Source organism: Spongiactinospora rosea, from assembly GCF_003315795.1.
Lineage (GTDB): Bacteria > Actinomycetota > Actinomycetes > Streptosporangiales > Streptosporangiaceae > Spongiactinospora > Spongiactinospora rosea.
This window is the reverse complement of the sequence record NZ_QMEY01000003.1, coordinates 49,171-64,372: the sequence shown is the minus strand read 5'-3', so window position 1 is coordinate 64,372 and position 15,202 is coordinate 49,171. Positions and strand designations below refer to the sequence as shown.

Here is a 15,202-nt window from a genome sequence, read left to right as displayed (position 1 = left end):
GGTGTAAACCAATTTCCCCTGAGCGGGCGCGGCTCGCGGCGGGGTCGTAGGGCCATATCAACCGATCGGCTGTGCGTGTTCGAGCGAGTTGGGCGATGTGCGGGGCGGGGCCGGGCCGCGATGCTCAGAGGCATGCCGATCACCGAAGTCAACGGGCTCCGCAAGAGCTACGGGGCGCGGCCCGTGGTCGACGCCGTCTCCTTCGCCGTCGAGGAAGGCGAGATCTTCGGCATCCTGGGTCCCAACGGGGCGGGCAGGACCACCGCGGCGGAGTGAGTCGAGGGCCTGCGGGTGCCCGACGAGGGCACCGTACGGCTGGCGGGGCTCGATCCGGCCGCCGACCGCAGACGGGTCACCGAGATCCTCGGCGTGCAGCTCCAGGCGAGCCGGTTGCAGACCGAGCCCACCGTGCGCGAAGCCCTCATGTTCTATAGCGCCCTCTCCGCCGCGCCCGCCGAGTGGCGGCCACTCGCCAAGGGCACCTCCAACCGCGAGATCGCCGCGATCCTGTTCGTCAGCGAGGCCACGGTCAAAAGCCACCTCACCCACATCTACGCAAACTCCGCGTCAAAGACCGCGCCGCCGCCGTCACCACCGCCTACGACCACGGCATCCTCGGCTGACACCTCCGCGAGTCCACAGAAGTCTGACTATAGGCGTCCGTTCCCGGATGACGGCAGAAGCCGCCTGGGCCTTCTTATTGCCAGACTCGTTGCGTAGCCTTACCGTTACGTTGGGCGACCATCCTAAGCGAGGAGGGCAAGATGAGCGCCACGCGCGGCGAGCACGAAGGCAAGCCAAAGGAAGACAAGCCGCTTCCGAACCCGCCTCCCGCCGGAAATCCCGACACTACGGCCCCCAGCGGCAAGCACGAGGGCGATCCGAAAGACGGGAAGAAGTAGTGGACAAGGGCATCGCCGCACGAATCGAACGGTTGATCGACGGCATCGGCGACATCAGCGCACCGGTCAAGCGAGCGCTGCGAGCGGTGCCCCGGCACCAGTTCATTCCCCCCGTGGCCCTCGTCGCCGATGACACCACGGCGATCATCGACCGCGAAGCCGACCCCGCCGCCTGGTTCGACGCGGTCTACTCACGGCTCCCCATCGTCACTCAGCTCGACGACGGCGCAACCGACCTGCGAGACGAAGCCGGTGGGCTCTACACCTCCTCCAATTCCGCACCCGGCACCGTCACCGACTTCCTTGACCTCCTGGACCTTTCCCCCGGGCACCGGGTGCTGGAGATCGGTACAGGCACCGGCTGGACCGCCGCCCTGCTGTCCCACCTCGTCGGCGCGCAGCACGTCACATCGATCGAGGTGGACGCCGCACTCGCGGAGCAGGCCGCGAAGAACCTCAGCGACGCCGGGTCACACCCACACCTGATCACCGGCGACGGCGCGGAAGGCTCTCCTGAACGGGCGCCATTCGACCGTGTTCACGTCACCTGCGGAATCCGCACCGTACCGTACGCCTGGGTGGAGCAGACCCGGCCCGGCGGCCGGATCGTCCTGCCCTACGACCCCGGTTTCGCCACCGGTCATGCGGCACTACGCCTCACCGTCAAGCCGGATGGCACCGCCTCGGGCAAATTCGCCGAGTACGCCGCGTACATGATGATGCGTTCCCAGCGCATCGCCGCGAACGCAGAACGAGGCCCGGACCGTGAGGCCCGAACGCGCATCGACCCCCGAACGATCACGGAAGCACCGTCGGGTGCGGCGTTGGCGATGTCGGCGCTCACCGGGCTCTATCTCAGCACCGGCCGGCAAGACGGCCGACTCTTGACGTGGCTGTCGGACCCGGCCGTCCCGGCGCAATGGACGCTGATCACTCACGTGCCAGGCGCCGACGACTTTGAGGTCTACCAGGTCGGCGATCGGCCGCTGTGGGACGAGGTCACCGACGCCTACTTCCGCTGGGTGGACTGGGGCGAGCCTGGCCGCCACCGATTCGGGATGACCGTGACCCCGGGCGGGCAGCGGGTATGGCTGGACACCCCTCAGCAGGCGGTCGAATGACGTCAACGCCTCTGTCGGAGCGGACACCGCTCTCCCCAAGGCGCGCGTGATCAACCCTGCGCCACAATGGCTCCGTTAGTGCCGCAGCCTTACGTCACCTTGTGGCCGCTCAGGCCACTCCGAATGCCGGGGGCTTGATAGCGACCTGATAGTCCCCGAAGCCCTTGAGCTGCGCGCGCTTTTCGATGGGCACCGCGTCGATCACCCGGTGTGCCGTGTTCAAGATCATAAGGCTGTGGTACTGGGCGGGCAGGCCGTCGAGCATTTCCGTCGCCTCCCGAAGCCCGCGCTCATAGTCACCTATTCGGCTGGCCCGGATCGACCGATGAAGCTGTACATTGACCCGGTTTTGATAGCGGGGTGAGTTCCGTTCAGCCGCAAGAGCCTTGTCACACGCCTCGTCCGCCGTCCGATCAGACCCCACGAACGAATGCACCCATGAGGTCACGAACCACACCGAATCCGGCCCCCACGTGAACACCTCGCTGGGCGACACCCGCTCGCATAGATCATGCAAGTAATGCAGCACCTCCAGAGCCTCCTTCTCTCGCCCGAGCACGGCGAGCCCTTGGGCTTCGGCGCTCACCGCATGCAGCATGCCGGCGTTCTGGGATTTTCCGGCCAGTGCGCGAGCCTTTCGGGCGAGCGCGACCGCCGAATGCGGTGAACGAGGGGTATACAGCGCGAACACGGCCTCATACCCCATGGCCCAGACGCGCATGTTGAGATCCCCGGATGCTTCGGCGGCGTGCCGTGCTGTGAGCCACCAGCGGCGAGCGGCGTCGTATTCGCCGAGCCGGGTCAGCACGTTGGCCTGGATGATCGCCATCTGGGATGCCACACGCTGTAGGTCAGTGGGCGCACGGACGGCCGGGGCCGCCAGCGCCTGCTGAAGCGCGATCACATCACTGGTGATCCCCGCCCGCACGACGGCCGGTGGCTGGGTTTGCAGCGCGTACATATGATCCGCGCACGCCATCTCCCAGTCTTGCGTGGTGTAGGTCTCCGCGACGTTGGTGGAGCGGTTGAGGACTCGTTCGAGCATCTGCCGGGCGGGCTCGTCTACGACAGCTTGAGAGAGCAGCCCGAGGCTCGTCAGCTTGAGCAAAAGGCGGCGTTCCACGTCTTCTTCTTCCTGATGTGCGGCTTGTGTTGTACTTCTACGGTAGCCCTCACCTGCTGCCGTTGATAGCACTAAATCGGTTATGGGAATACGTCCGAGCCGCTGCACCAAAGGCCACACGGCCACCAGTTCACCCTTCGCTTCCAGCGCGTCGTCGATTGCCTGCACCCCCGCATGCCTGTCGGGAAGTACTTCTCCGCGCTCGATCGCCGTCAGCATAGATCGGGCATATCCCGCTTTGGCGGACAAACCGCCCAAATCAAGGGTCTCGCCGACCCGGGTTTCGTAGGAGTCACGCAATGCACGGATACGAGACCCGAAATAGGCCGCCATCGACTCATATGGGTCGAACTGCTTGCGTGGTCTAGGCATCTGCACCTGCCCCATGAATGCCGCCGAATGCCAGCGAATGCCATTGGCAATCACGCCTTGCCCGGATCACTGGACGGGATCAGCATAAACCCAGCGCCCGGAAAACTCCTGGTGCGCAGGTAAATTGCATCGCGCTACCGCATGGAGGGTGCGACCGATGGAAGGATATGTGGCGCCCTGGAAAAAGGGGAACCACGGCGATTTTGCCTATACGTCACAGTTCGCGGCGAGCAGACCGAAAGCCACCCGAGGACTCAGCGGAATGGCCGGCCGGAGGGTCTACGGGCCGCTGGGGCGCGGCTGATGGACGCGTTCATGCTCGCCTACCCGTACCGCAGGCCGCCCGCCGTGACCGCGCCCGAGGACGCGACCGCCCACCGGCTCAAGGACGCGCTCGCCGCGTACGGCATCCACGCCTTCATGGCCAGGGATCGCGACGGAATGCTGGTGTCGCTCTGCTTCGGCCTGGTCGCGGTGGTCAAAGCCGACGGCATCTGGTGGCACAGTCCGCGACAGCTCAGGCCGGGCATCCCGCTGTACGTCCATCGCAGCACCGTGCCCGGTGCCGTCGAAGCGCTGGTACGTGACCACGCGCTGCTGAACCCGGCGGCCGGGACCGTGGAGGAGCCTCGTGCTGTGGGTCCTGCCTGACGGTTTCCTCCCTGGCTGCTCGGAACGGTCCGTGTTCTTGGTCTGGGACGTCGAAGTCGCCGACTCGCCCCGCGCCTGCGGCGTGACCGACAGCCCGGGAACCGCCGAGCGGGCCATGCTCGACGCCCTCGCCACCCGCCCCGAAGGCCGTGGCCGGGTGCGGTACGCGCGCCTGTCGTTCATCGGCGTCGGGTACGTGTACGGCCCGGCCGTGCTCACCGCGCACCGCAAGGACGGCGCGACCGTGGTCAGGGCCGGGGACGCGTGGGAGAACACCTCATGATCGGGCGCGGCGGCGTGGCGTGGGAGCTCAGCGCCGCCGCGCCGTACGACGGGCCTGCTGATGGCCCGACCAGCGCGGGCGGGTACGAGGTGTACTCCCCGCCCGCGCCGCACACCGCGCGGCGGCCCACCTTCCCTGGCCGGACCGCGCCGCACGGGAGCCGGTAGCCCCCGTGCCACGCGGGCGGGCGGCGTACCCCACAACGCCGCCCGCCCGCGCTCCTCATCCGTGAGGTCAGGTCGAGGCTTCTTGGAGCCGGTCGCCGGGCACCTGTGACACCAGTGCCCCGCAGGTCCGCGCCGCTAGCTCTTCATGTAGGTGCCGAACCAGTCGAGCATCGGGGCCGGGTTCTGCTGGAAGTACGTGTAGCCGTCCCAGCGCCTGGTCGTCCCCTCGATCCAGAGCAGTTCCTTCTCGGCGACCGGGATGTTGTCGAACATCGCCTGGATGTCCGACGGCCTGGTCATCAGGTCGTCGCGGACCTGGTACAGCATCGTCGGGATCATGACGTTCTTCGCCCAGGGGACGGGCGAGAAGTCGTCCAGTCCGAAGCCGGTGTGCAGCCTGATGCGCTGCTCCAGGTCGTCGATGCGCCCGGCGGGGATTTCGAGCTGCTCCAGCCCCCGCTCGCAGGCGACGCGGGGAGACAGCGGCTGCGGCGAGACCATGCAGCGGACTCCCTCGAAGGCCTCCGGGCGCCTGGTCATGGCGAACATGGTCGCGTTGCCGCCGAGGCAGCGGCTGAAGAGGCCGATGGTCAGGTCCCGGGTGTCCGCGCGACCGCGCACGTAGTCCAGCGAGCCGATGACGTCGCGGGACTCATATCGGCCGACGGTGAAGATGCCGCCGTTGGCCGCGCCGCTGTGGCCGAAGTTCCGCAGGTCGTAGGCGAGCACGTGGTAGCCGGCATCGTGCAGGATCTTGTAGTCCGGGATGAAGTTCACCTCGAAGTCGTTGCCGGTCGCGCCGCCGAGCGACCTCCACGGCTCAAGGTGCGCGGGCAGCCCGGCCCGGCTGAACCAGCGCGGGTGGTTGGCGATGACGATCTTGTCGGATCCGGGGGCCGGGATGTACCAGCCTTCCAGCGGCACGCCGTCCTCAGAGGGAAAGGTGACGTCCTCGTACGCGAGGCCCTGCTCGTCCGGCCGGTGCATGATCGGCGAGCGCAGTGACGTACGGAAGCCGTCGGCGATGGCCTGCAGGGTGTCATCGATCTGGGTCATGCTCCGAGCCTGACGCCCATCCGACCGGCGTAACCAGGCAGCGGCAGTACCTGGCTGGGAGGTGCACATTTCTGCACACTGAAGGAGTGGACAGACAAGAACTGGCCGGATTCCTGCGCAGCAGGCGCGAGCGGATCAGCCCCGCCGACGTGGGCCTGCCCGCCGGGCCGCGCCGCCGTACCCCGGGGCTGCGCCGGGAGGAGGTGGCCCGGCTGGCGTACATCTCGACGGAGTACTACACCCGGCTGGAACAGGCCCGCGGCCCGCGCCCGTCGAGCGAGGTGCTGTCCGGGATCACCCGCGCGCTGCGACTGTCGGACGTCGAGCGCGACCACCTCCACCACCTTGCCGGGGCGCCGCCCGGCCCCGCCCCCGGGCCATCCCGCGAGGTCCGGCAGAGCATCCTCGACCTGCTGCGGCGGCTGCCGCAGACCGCCGCGATCGTGACGTCCGCGACGTTCGAGGTGATCGCCTGGAACGACCTGGCGGCCGCGCTCATGGAGGACTTCTCCGCCCTGACCCGGCGCGACCGCAACCTCGCGCGCCGCGTCTTCCTCGGACCCCACGCGAACGGGCAGGTGCTGTACGGGCTGTCCGACGCCGATGACTTCGCCCGCTTCTCGGCCCACCGGCTGCGCGCCACCGCCGCCCGCTACCCCGACGATCCCGAGGTGGCCGCGCTGGTGCGGGAACTCCTCGCGGGCAGCGAGGAGTTCGCGCGCCTGTGGGCCTCCCACGACGTGGCCGCCGAGCCCACCCTGTGCAAGACCTTCCACCACCCGCAGGTCGGCCCGGTCACCGTCAACTGCGACACGCTCGACATCACCGACCGGGACCAGCAGGCCGTGATCTACACCGCCGCTCCCGGCTCGCCGTCCGAGCAGTCACTGCGCCTGCTGTCGGTCATCGGCACCCAGCGCATGGAGGTACTCCGCTGAGGGACTCATCGCTGAAGGCGTTCGACCAACGTGCCCTGATGAACGTAGGCGCGCGGGCCAGTCTCCGGCAGACGCCATAGAGCACTCTGCCATGCTCGGCGCGGCACAACTCAGTGATCTCTGCCTTGAACTCCGGTGTGAACGACCGCCGCGGGCGCGGCTTCTTCTTCGCCATGTTCGCCATCATGGACATCCTCCGGGGGTAACCCCTGATTACAGGTGTCGGTCAAACCGGAGCAAGCCCATGGGGCCTTTTGGCTGTTCAGAAGCGCAGGACCGGTAGCGGCGCGTCGGGCGGAGCCCGACATGGAAGAGCGCGGCTGAGCGAAGCGAAGGCGATTGTGCGCTTGAGCGCGGGCGGTCCGGCCGAGGCGGAGGGGCATACCGCGCGACTGAGTAGAGGGAAGGCGGTTGGGGGGTGGAATGCGTTAGAGGGGGTTGTGGGTGGGGGCGGGGGTGCCGCGGGCGTCGGTGCCTCGGGCTGGGAGCCAGAGGATGAAGGTGCTGCCCTGGCCCAGCCGGGTGAACAGGCGTACGTGGCCGCCGTGTGACTCCACGATCTGGCGGACGATGGCCAGCCCGAGCCCCGTGTGCCGGTCGCGTTCGCGCCGTTCGCCCCCACCCCGCCAGAACCGGTCGAACACCCGCTCGCTGTCGTCCTCCGACAGCCCCGGCCCGGCGTCGCGGACCGCCACCCAGATCCAGCCGGACGACCGCCCCGCCGCCACGCGGATGTGGCTGCCGGGCGGGGCCAGGCGTACCGCGTTGGACAGCAGGTTGCCCACCGCGCGGCGCAGCGCGTCGTGGTCGCCGATGGCGACCAGCCCGGCCGGGGCGGCGCGGATGAGCCGCATGCCGCGCCCCGCCGCCAGGGTCTCGAAGTCGTCGCACGCCTCGGCGGCGACCGTGCCGACGTCCACGTCGGTGTCGGCGAGCGCGGGAGCCGTACGCCGGGCCGTGGCCAGCAGGTCCTCCACGAGCCGGGTCATCCGGGTGGTGGCCCGGTCCACGATCGCCGAGGCCCGGACGCGTTCGTCCTCGGTGCTGTCCGGCGAGGTCAGTACCGTGTCCACGTTGGCCCGGATGATGGCGAGCGGGCTGCGCAGCTCGTGCGAGGCGTCGTCGATGAGCTGCCGTTGCGCGCGAAAGCCCGCCTCCAGCCGGTCCAGCATGGTGTCCACCGTGTCGGCCAGGTCGCGCAGTTCGTCCTTGGGCCCGCTCAGCCGGATCCGCCGGGACAGGTCGGTGGCCTGGATCTCCGCCGCCGCGCGGGTGATCGACCGCACCGGCCGGAGTACCCGCCCGGACAGCATCCACCCGATCCCCAGGCTGGCCAGCAGCAGCCCGCCGAGCGCCACGAGCGCGTAGCGGCGCAGCGTGGCGAGGGTCTTGAGGTTGATCAGGTTCTCCCACTCCCGTACCCGTACGACGGGCTCGTGCCCCAGCACCGTCCCGGACCGGCTGACGACCTCGGCGTACTCCTTCGACACCGGGCGTTCCTCGGTGGAGGAGGCCACGCCGTAGTAGAGCGCGCCCAGCACGGTGGCGGCCAGGAGGAAGAGCAGCCCGGAGTACAGGACGGTCAGCCGGAAGCGGATCGTCTGCATGAAGGCGGGCAGGTGCCTCACCCCAGTTCCTTCAGCCGGTAGCCGCGGCTGATCACGGTCTCGATGACGCCCTCGGCGCCCAGCTTGCGGCGAAGATTGCCGACGGTGACCCGGACCGTGTTGGTGAACGGGTCGGTGTGCTCGTCCCAGACGTGTTCCAGCAGTTCCTCGCTGGAGACGACGTGCCCGGGGCGGGTCATCAGGTAGTGCAGCACCCCGAACTCCTTGGGCGTGAGCGGCAGGCGGCGTTCGCCGTGGAACGCCTCCACGCGGGCGGTGTCCAGCCGCAGGCCGCCCACCTCCAGTACCGCCGTACGGCCGGCCGACCCGTCCCTGCGCAGCAGGGCGCGCACCCGCGCCAGCAGTTCGGGGAAGGCGAACGGTTTGACCAGGTAGTCGTCCGCGCCCTCGTCGAGCCCCCTGACCCGGTCGTCCAGCCGGTCGCGGGCGGTCACCATGATGATCCGCACGCTCTGGCCGTGCTCACCGGCCCGGATGGCACGGCACAGCTCGAACCCGTCGCCGCTCGGCAGGTTCAGGTCGAGCAGGACCAGGTCGTACGCGTTGACCTGGATCTTCTCTTCGGCCTCGGCGAAGTCGTAGGCGACGTCCACCGCGTATCCGGCCCGGACCAGGCCGACCCGCAGTGCCCCGACCAGGTCCTCTTCGTCCTCGACCACAAGAAGGCGCATGTCACGAACCTAATTCCGGATGATTCGCGCCGCGACCCGCGCGGCGCGGTCGATGGGGATGGCGAACCCGATGCCGATGGAACCGCCGTCGCCCGCGGACAGGATCGCCGTGTTGACGCCGATCACCGCGCCCCGGGCATCGGCCAGCGGGCCGCCGGAGTTGCCGGGGTTGATGGAGGCGTCGGTCTGCAGCGCCGTGGTCGTGCCACCGCCCTCGCCGAACGGTACCTCACGGTCCACCGCGCTGACGATGCCCGAGGTCACCGTGCCGGCCAGGCCGAGCGGCGAGCCCACGGCGAGTACGTCGTCGCCCACCGCGACGCCGGCGGAACGGCCGAGCGTGGCGGGGGCCGGGGAACGCCCGCCGTCCACGGCGAGCACGGCCAGGTCGTCGGCGGCGTCGGAGCCGACCACCCGGGCGGCGGCCCGGCCGCCGTCGTTGAAGACCACCGTGACCCTGCTCCTGCCGGACACCACGTGCGCGTTGGTGAGGATGTGCCCGGCGGCGTCGATCACGAAGCCCGAGCCGTTGCCCCGGCCGGTCTCCACCGAGACCACGCTGGGCAGCACCCGCGCGGCGATCTCGGCCCAGCCGGAGGCCGCAGGGCCCGCCGCGGGGCGCGGCGGCGCTACGGCCTCGCCGTTGAGCAACGCCGCGGCGACCCCGGACGCGCCGCCCACCAGCGCCGCCACCAGGGCGGCGACGACTACGACCCGCGCCGGAGCCGGACCTGGAGAGGGGGCGTCGAGCGGCGTGGGCGGCCGGCTCGGCACGTCAGGCCGGAACGGCTCCGGGAGGAAGTCGGGGCCGCGGGGACTGCCGAGGCCGAGGAGGTCCGGCTGGTCGCGCATCAGGATCCTTTCCGTGCCGTCAGATCATCCGGGAGAACCAGAACATGGACGTCCCCGCCGCCAGTACCGCGCAGATCAGCGCGAACCCGACGAACCACATCCAGATCTCCTGCCGTTCCAGCCGATACCCGACGGAGGTGCCGATCGTGTCGTAGACGGCCCGCAGCTCATCCCCCGACGCCGCCTCGTGGAAGCCCCCGCCCGTCGCCTCCGCCACGCCGCGCAGCGCGGGGCCGTCCACCGGGACGGGCACGGACTCGCCGTTGAGGTCCACCACGCCCTCGGGCGTGCCGTACGCGATGGTGGTGACCGGTACGCCGCGCGAGGTGGCCGCCTGGATCGCCGCGTCCACGGGCCGGCCGGTGGTGCTCGAACCGTCCGAGAGCAGCACGACGTGCGCGGGCGGCGGCGTGTCACCGGCCTCGGCGTCCAGGGAGCGGATCGCGTCCAGCGAGGAGAAGACCGCCTCCCCGATGGCCGTGCCCGAACCGGTGGTGAGCCGCCCGATGGCGGTCAGCACGGCCTGCCGGTCGGTGGTGGGCGGCACGGCTATCGACGCACTGCCGGAGAACGCCACCAGACCGAGGTTGAAACGAGGGGGCAGCCCCTCGACGAACCGGCGGGCGGCCTGCTGCGCGGCGCTGAACCGGTCGGGGGCGACGTCGGTGGCCCGCATCGAGGCCGACACGTCGAAGGCGACCATGATGGTGGCCCGCTCCCTGGGCACCTGGACCTCGGCCGTGGGCCGGGCGAAGCCGGCGACGAGCGCGACCAGCATGAGCCCGAACAGCGCGGCCGGTACGTGCCTGCGCCACCCGGCCCGCCGGGGGACGACCTTGTCGAGCAGGTCCAGGTTGGTGAACCGGACGGCGTAACGGCTGCGCCGTAGATACATGACCACATAGACGCCCCCGAGGCCGAGCGCGGGCAGGAGAAGCAAGAGCCAGACGGGCGAAAGGAAGCTCATCCGGGCCCACCCGCCCGGCGCTGGGCGACGACGTGCCGGATCAGGTCCATGACCCAGTCCCGGTCGGTGCGCAGCCGCAGGTGGGCCGCCCCGGTACGGCGCAGCGCCGCTTCGACGGCCCCGCGCTGGGCGGCGGCTGCGGCGGCGTATCGCTCGCGCAGCCGGGCGCTCGCCGTGGAGACCTCCCTGCGCCTGCCGGTCTCGGGGTCCACGAGGGTGAGCACGCCCACGTCGGGCAGGGTCAGCTCGCGCGGGTCGATCACCTCCACGGCCAGGAGCTGGTGGCGGGCGGCCAGCCGGCGCAGCGGGCGTTCCCAGGTGCCGGGGTCGTCGAGGAAGTCGGAGACCACCACGACCAGGCCGCGCCTGCGCAGCATCGCGGCGAGCCGTTCGGCGTGCCCGCCGAGGGGCCGCCCGCGCTCCCCCGGCACGGCCCTGGGCAGCGCGGAGATCGCGTGCAGCAGTGCCATCAGATGCGCCCTGCCTCCGCGGGCGGGGACCACCCGGGCCCCACCCGCCGAACCGCCGCCGTGCAGGATGTGGGCGCCGATGCGGTTGCCCGCGCGTTCGGTGAGGAAGCCGACGGCGGCCACCGCGGCCAGCGCCAGGTCCCGTTTTTCCATGTCACCGGTGCCGAAGTCCATGCTGGCGCTCGCGTCGAGCAGCACCCAGGTCTCCAGCTCACGGTCCGCGATGAGGTCGCGCACATGCGGCTCGGCGACCCTGGCGGTGACGTTCCAGTCCATCCGCCGCACGTCGTCGCCCACCAGGTACGGCCGGGCCTCCGCCGCCTCCGAGCCCGGCCCGGGGACCAGCCCGAGGTGGTCGCCCTGCAGCAGGCCGTCCAGGCGGCGGGTGACGGTCAGCTCCAGGCGGCGCAGCCCGGCGGGCAGGTGCCGCATCAGGCCACCGCCTCCCTGCGGTGCGGCGCGACGACCGGCGCGGGGATCGCCGCGACGATGCCGTCCACGATGTCCCTGGGCCGCACCCCCTCGGCCAGGCCCTCGAAGGACAGCACCAGCCGGTGGGCCATCACGTCGGCGGCCAGGTCGCGTACGTCCTCCGGCAGCACGTACTCCCGCCCGCGCAGGAGCGCCAGCGCCCGCGCGGCGGCCACCAGCCCGAGCGTGGCGCGCGGACCGGCCCCGAACGCCAGCACCGCGCCCAGCCCCGCCAGCCCGAACCGCTCCGGCTCCCTGGTCGCGTAGACCAGGCGCACGATGTACTCGGCCACCGCGTGGTGGACGAACACCTGGGCGGCGGCCCGCTGGAGGTCCACCAGCCGGTCCGGGTCCAGGATCCGCGCGGCCCGAGGCCCGTCCGCGCTCATCCGGTACAGGATCGCGAGTTCCTCCGACTCCGTCGGATACCCGACGTCGATCTTCATCAGGAACCGGTCGCGCTGCGCCTCCGGCAGGTGGTAGACGCCCTCGGACTCGATCGGGTTCTGGGTGGCGAGCACCAGGAACGGCGCGGGCACCGGGTGGGTCCGGCCGCCGATGCTGACCTGCCGCTCGGCCATGACCTCCAGCAGGGCCGACTGCACCTTGGCGGGGGCGCGGTTGATCTCGTCGGCCAGCACCACGTTGGACATGATCGGGCCCAGCTCGATGTCGAAGCGCTCCGCCGAGGGCCGGTAGATCCGGGTGCCGACGATGTCGGCGGGCACCAGGTCGGGAGTGAACTGCACCCGGGAGAACGTCCCGCCGAGGACCGTGGCCAGGGTCTCGGCGGCGAGCGTCTTGGCGATCCCGGGGACGCCTTCCAGGAGGCAGTGCCCCCTGGCCAGTACCGCCACGAGGAGCCGTTCGACCATGTGGTCCTGGCCGACGATGACGCGTTTGACCTCGAACAGCGCCCGCTCCAGCCGGTCGGCGGCCGACGCCTCGCCGGTCACGGCTCGGCCACCACCGGGTAGGGGCAGTCGTCCACGACGAGCCGCAGGTGCATCTGGGCGGTCGCGGTGGGGTCGGGCACGGCGGCGCTCCCGGTCGCCAGGAACGCGCCGCCGCTCAGTGCCAGGACCCACACGGCGGACCTCAAGCGTGTCGTGCGTGCCATCACCGAATCTCCGTATCTTTCGTCATCCTCGTCACTTCTCGACAGTGCCCATGTCATCAGAGGACGCCGAAAACCGGTGTAAGGCGGGCATGAGAACGGCCCGGACGCGTTCGCGTCCGGGCCGTTGCCGGCGGGTCTACTCGCTCAGTCGTTGAGGTGCCGGCGCAGGTAGGCGTCGACCTGGTCGATGCCGATCCGCTGCTGCCCCATCGTGTCGCGCTCCCGGATGGTGACCGCGTCGTCCTGGAGGGTGTCGAAGTCGACCGTGACGCAGAACGGCGTGCCGATCTCGTCCTGGCGGCGGTAGCGGCGGCCGATCGCGCCCGCGTCGTCGAACTCGACGTTCCAGCGGCGGCGCAGCGCGGCGGCGAGGTCGCGGGCCTTGGGCGACAGGTCGGTGTTGCGGGACAGCGGCAGCACCGCGACCTTGACCGGGGCGAGCCGGTGGTCGATCCGCAGCACCGTGCGCTTCTCCAGCACGCCCTTGGCGTTGGGGGCCTCGTCCTCGGCGTACGCGTCGAGCAGGAAGGTCAGCACGCAGCGGTCGACGCCGGCGGCCGGCTCGATCACGTAGGGGACGTAGCGCTCGCCCGAGTCCTGTTCGAAGAACGACAGGTCGGTGCCCGACGCCTTGCCGTGCGAGGTCAGGTCGAAGTCGGTGCGGTTGGCGATGCCCTCAAGCTCGCCCCACTCGCCGCCGCTGAAGCCGAAGCGGTACTCGATGTCGACGGTCCGCTTGGCGTAGTGGGCCAGCTTCTCCTCGGGGTGCTCGAAGAGCCGGAGGTTGTCCTCCTTGATGCCGAGGTCGGTGTACCAGCGGTAGCGCTCGTCGATCCAGTACTGGTGCCACTCCTCGTCGCTGCCCGGCTTGACGAAGAACTCCATCTCCATCTGCTCGAACTCGCGGGTGCGGAAGATGAAGTTGCCCGGGGTGATCTCGTTGCGGAAGGACTTGCCGATCTGGCCGATGCCGAACGGGATCTTCCGGCGCGCGGACTGCTGCACGTTGAGGTAGTTGATGAAGATGCCCTGGGCGGTCTCCGGGCGCAGGTAGGCCAGGCCGGACTCGTCCTCGACCGGGCCGAGGTAGGTCTTCAGCAGGCCGCTGAACTGCCTGACGTCGGTGAAGGCGCCCTTGTTGCCGCAGTTGGGGCAGGTGACCTCGGACAGGCCCGAGGGGGCGCGGCCGTGCTTGGCCTCGAACGCCTCCTCCAGGTGGTCGGCGCGGAAGCGCTTGTGGCAGGACTGACACTCGGTCAGCGGGTCCTTGAAGGTGTCGACGTGGCCGCTGGCCTCCCAGACCTCACGGGCCAGGATCACGCAGGAGTCGAGGCCGACCACGTCGTCGCGGCCCTGGACGACGGCCTTCCACCACTCGCGCTTGACGTTGTTCTTCAGCTCCACGCCGAGCGGTCCGTAGTCCCACGACGCCCGCAGCCCGCCGTAAATCTCGCTCGACGGGTATACGAGCCCGCGGCGCTTGGCGAGGCTGACGATGGTGTCCATCACGTCGGTACGTCGTGCCATTGGGTAAGTCTCCATCCGGCTGGAGGTCGGCGAGGAATTCAACGAGATCCCAGCTTAGGGGACACGGGAGGGTCCACGTCCTCGAAGGCGCTGGGTTCGTTCAGCATCATCGTCATCAGCGGATACATCACGAGCCTGGCCGCCGACAGCGCGCGCCGGTAGAAGCCCGCGCCCTCCCACTCGCAGACCAGCGCCCACAGGCCGGGCTCGTCGACCGAACGCCCGAGCCGGCCGCGCACGTAGCCGGGCTGGCTCGCCAGCAGGTCGAGGATCTCGCGGGCCTGCTCGGCGAACTCGCCGGTCCGCGCGTCGGGCACCGAGTAACGGATGATCGCGAGCATCCGCCAAGCATGCCAGATCCGAGCAGGTGGAACGCACCGGGAGGCCCCTGCGGGGATAGGCTCGGCGGGTGGCCGAACAGCGTGATCCAAGCTCCGAGGGTCGGCGCGTGCCGTCCCATCCGCTCGCCAGGCGCGCCGGGGGACCCGGCGCGGGGAAGGGCGGCCCGCCGGGCGGGCGCAAGGCCCGCCGGCCGCTGCCCCAGGGCGAGCAGTTCTTCACCCCGGGCGCGACCGGCTTTCGCAAGGCCGTCGAGGAGCGCAGCGCCGCCCCGCTGGTCTTCCTGTTCCAGCTTCCCCGCTGGGTGATCCCGGTCGTGATGGTGGTCCTGCTGCTGGTCGGGTTCGCGGTGCCGGACTGGCGTGGCGCGGTGGCCGTGCTGCCGGTGGCCGGGTTCGTGGGGTGGCTGGCCTATATGTCGTGGCCATCGCTTCGAGTGGGGGGGCGGCTGATGCGGGTGGCCTTGCTGACGTTCCTGGCACTGCTGGCCGCCGACCGGTTCGGACTGTTCTGACCCACTCTGACCTGCCGACATGTCGGGATT

Annotated in this window: 20 protein-coding genes; 9 read left to right on the top strand and 11 right to left on the bottom strand. The window is 70.3% G+C overall.

Annotated elements, in window-relative coordinates; genetic code table 11:
* Positions 1 to 132: 132 nt before the first annotated feature.
* The 4 genes from DP939_RS46890 to DP939_RS09005 are packed head-to-tail and all read left to right on the top strand — an operon-like array spanning position 133 to position 2,023.
* Complete coding sequence (locus DP939_RS46890) at positions 133 to 276, top strand: ATP-binding cassette domain-containing protein (RefSeq protein WP_199565053.1); 144 nt, start codon at positions 133 to 135, stop codon at positions 274 to 276.
* A gap of 15 nt (positions 277 to 291) precedes the next feature.
* Positions 292 to 720 (top strand): helix-turn-helix transcriptional regulator, encoded by a 429-nt coding sequence (locus DP939_RS49085; RefSeq protein ID WP_318656272.1) that lies wholly within the window; start codon positions 292 to 294, stop codon positions 718 to 720.
* Positions 721 to 764: 44 nt separating this feature from the next.
* A complete protein-coding gene (locus DP939_RS47725) occupies positions 765 to 902 on the top strand; it encodes a hypothetical protein (protein WP_225878122.1) in 138 nt (45 codons plus the stop codon).
* The gene (locus DP939_RS09005) at positions 902 to 2,023 is read left to right on the top strand and encodes a methyltransferase domain-containing protein (RefSeq protein WP_225878121.1); all 1,122 of its coding nucleotides are present in this window, start codon (positions 902 to 904) and stop codon (positions 2,021 to 2,023) included. The genes DP939_RS47725 and DP939_RS09005 overlap by 1 nt, the downstream gene beginning before the upstream one ends.
* A gap of 109 nt (positions 2,024 to 2,132) precedes the next feature.
* Here the strand turns inward: DP939_RS09005 and DP939_RS09000 are convergent, their stop codons facing one another.
* On the bottom strand, positions 2,133 to 3,572 hold the full coding sequence (locus DP939_RS09000) for a helix-turn-helix domain-containing protein (protein WP_147267928.1): 1,440 nt from the start codon (positions 3,570 to 3,572) through the stop codon (positions 2,133 to 2,135).
* Between the two features lie 249 nt (positions 3,573 to 3,821).
* Between DP939_RS09000 and DP939_RS08995 the strand changes: the two genes are divergently transcribed.
* Genes DP939_RS08995 through DP939_RS46080 form a run of 3 tightly spaced genes read left to right on the top strand, consistent with a single transcriptional unit; the run spans position 3,822 to position 4,619 of the window.
* Positions 3,822 to 4,169, top strand: coding sequence for a hypothetical protein (locus DP939_RS08995; RefSeq protein WP_113980173.1), 348 nt, complete (start codon positions 3,822 to 3,824; stop codon positions 4,167 to 4,169).
* 31 nt (positions 4,170 to 4,200) lie between these two features.
* Entirely contained in the window at positions 4,201 to 4,452 is a 252-nt protein-coding gene (locus DP939_RS08990) for a hypothetical protein (protein WP_147267927.1), read from the top strand.
* A complete protein-coding gene (locus DP939_RS46080; protein ID WP_158578515.1) occupies positions 4,449 to 4,619 on the top strand; it encodes a hypothetical protein in 171 nt (56 codons plus the stop codon). Before DP939_RS08990 ends, DP939_RS46080 begins: the two co-directional genes overlap by 4 nt.
* A gap of 135 nt (positions 4,620 to 4,754) precedes the next feature.
* On the opposite strand, the gene DP939_RS08985 is transcribed toward DP939_RS46080, so the two are convergent.
* Complete coding sequence (locus DP939_RS08985; protein WP_113980171.1) at positions 4,755 to 5,675, bottom strand: alpha/beta hydrolase family protein; 921 nt, start codon at positions 5,673 to 5,675, stop codon at positions 4,755 to 4,757.
* An 86-nt stretch (positions 5,676 to 5,761) separates the two neighbouring features.
* Here DP939_RS08985 and DP939_RS08980 point away from each other — a divergent pair, with 86 nt between their 5' ends.
* On the top strand, positions 5,762 to 6,613 hold the full coding sequence (locus tag DP939_RS08980) for a helix-turn-helix transcriptional regulator (RefSeq protein WP_113980170.1): 852 nt from the start codon (positions 5,762 to 5,764) through the stop codon (positions 6,611 to 6,613).
* Positions 6,614 to 7,041: 428 nt separating this feature from the next.
* On the opposite strand, the gene DP939_RS08975 is transcribed toward DP939_RS08980, so the two are convergent.
* From DP939_RS08975 to DP939_RS08940, 9 genes are all read right to left on the bottom strand, one after another.
* The gene (locus DP939_RS08975) at positions 7,042 to 8,241 is read right to left on the bottom strand and encodes a sensor histidine kinase (protein WP_199565052.1); all 1,200 of its coding nucleotides are present in this window, start codon (positions 8,239 to 8,241) and stop codon (positions 7,042 to 7,044) included.
* A complete protein-coding gene (locus tag DP939_RS08970; protein ID WP_199565051.1) occupies positions 8,238 to 8,912 on the bottom strand; it encodes a response regulator transcription factor in 675 nt (224 codons plus the stop codon). The genes DP939_RS08975 and DP939_RS08970 overlap by 4 nt, the downstream gene beginning before the upstream one ends.
* A 9-nt stretch (positions 8,913 to 8,921) precedes the next feature.
* Entirely contained in the window at positions 8,922 to 9,764 is an 843-nt protein-coding gene (locus DP939_RS08965) for a S1C family serine protease (RefSeq protein ID WP_113980168.1), read from the bottom strand.
* Positions 9,765 to 9,783: 19 nt separating this feature from the next.
* Complete coding sequence (locus DP939_RS08960; RefSeq protein ID WP_113980167.1) at positions 9,784 to 10,731, bottom strand: VWA domain-containing protein; 948 nt, start codon at positions 10,729 to 10,731, stop codon at positions 9,784 to 9,786.
* On the bottom strand, positions 10,728 to 11,633 hold the full coding sequence (locus tag DP939_RS08955; protein ID WP_113980166.1) for a DUF58 domain-containing protein: 906 nt from the start codon (positions 11,631 to 11,633) through the stop codon (positions 10,728 to 10,730). Before DP939_RS08955 ends, DP939_RS08960 begins: the two co-directional genes overlap by 4 nt.
* Positions 11,633 to 12,628: an AAA family ATPase gene (locus tag DP939_RS08950; protein ID WP_225878120.1), complete on the bottom strand. Its 996-nt coding sequence runs from the start codon at positions 12,626 to 12,628 to the stop codon at positions 11,633 to 11,635. Before DP939_RS08950 ends, DP939_RS08955 begins: the two co-directional genes overlap by 1 nt.
* Positions 12,625 to 12,792, bottom strand: coding sequence for a hypothetical protein (locus DP939_RS46075; protein WP_158578514.1), 168 nt, complete (start codon positions 12,790 to 12,792; stop codon positions 12,625 to 12,627). Before DP939_RS46075 ends, DP939_RS08950 begins: the two co-directional genes overlap by 4 nt.
* Before the next feature lie 144 nt (positions 12,793 to 12,936).
* Complete coding sequence (locus DP939_RS08945) at positions 12,937 to 14,319, bottom strand: glycine--tRNA ligase (protein ID WP_113980165.1); 1,383 nt, start codon at positions 14,317 to 14,319, stop codon at positions 12,937 to 12,939.
* 38 nt (positions 14,320 to 14,357) lie between these two features.
* Positions 14,358 to 14,660 (bottom strand): antibiotic biosynthesis monooxygenase family protein, encoded by a 303-nt coding sequence (locus DP939_RS08940; protein ID WP_113980164.1) that lies wholly within the window; start codon positions 14,658 to 14,660, stop codon positions 14,358 to 14,360.
* A 107-nt stretch (positions 14,661 to 14,767) separates the two neighbouring features.
* On the opposite strand from DP939_RS08940, the gene DP939_RS08935 reads away from it, so the two are divergent.
* Positions 14,768 to 15,172 carry a DUF6703 family protein gene (locus tag DP939_RS08935; protein ID WP_113980163.1) on the top strand — a complete coding sequence of 135 codons (405 nt, stop codon included), beginning with the start codon at positions 14,768 to 14,770 and terminating at the stop codon, positions 15,170 to 15,172.
* Positions 15,173 to 15,202: the final 30 nt, after the last annotated feature.

Bases quoted from the DNA above. Each gene is read 5' to 3' on its own strand.
- DP939_RS46080 (WP_158578515.1), top strand. From the start codon at position 4,449: ATGATCGGGCGCGGCGGCGTGGCGTGGGAGCTCAGCGCCGCCGCGCCG.
- DP939_RS46890 (WP_199565053.1), top strand. From the start codon at position 133: ATGCCGATCACCGAAGTCAACGGGCTCCGCAAGAGCTACGGGGCGCGG.
- DP939_RS08965 (WP_113980168.1), bottom strand. From the start codon at position 9,764: ATGCGCGACCAGCCGGACCTCCTCGGCCTCGGCAGTCCCCGCGGCCCC.
- DP939_RS08960 (WP_113980167.1), bottom strand. From the start codon at position 10,731: ATGAGCTTCCTTTCGCCCGTCTGGCTCTTGCTTCTCCTGCCCGCGCTC.
- DP939_RS08955 (WP_113980166.1), bottom strand. From the start codon at position 11,633: ATGCGGCACCTGCCCGCCGGGCTGCGCCGCCTGGAGCTGACCGTCACC.
- DP939_RS08995 (WP_113980173.1), top strand. From the start codon at position 3,822: ATGGACGCGTTCATGCTCGCCTACCCGTACCGCAGGCCGCCCGCCGTG.
- DP939_RS46075 (WP_158578514.1), bottom strand. From the start codon at position 12,792: ATGGCACGCACGACACGCTTGAGGTCCGCCGTGTGGGTCCTGGCACTG.
- DP939_RS08970 (WP_199565051.1), bottom strand. From the start codon at position 8,912: ATGCGCCTTCTTGTGGTCGAGGACGAAGAGGACCTGGTCGGGGCACTG.
- DP939_RS08940 (WP_113980164.1), bottom strand. From the start codon at position 14,660: ATGCTCGCGATCATCCGTTACTCGGTGCCCGACGCGCGGACCGGCGAG.
- DP939_RS08945 (WP_113980165.1), bottom strand. From the start codon at position 14,319: ATGGCACGACGTACCGACGTGATGGACACCATCGTCAGCCTCGCCAAG.
- DP939_RS08985 (WP_113980171.1), bottom strand. From the start codon at position 5,675: ATGACCCAGATCGATGACACCCTGCAGGCCATCGCCGACGGCTTCCGT.
- DP939_RS47725 (WP_225878122.1), top strand. From the start codon at position 765: ATGAGCGCCACGCGCGGCGAGCACGAAGGCAAGCCAAAGGAAGACAAG.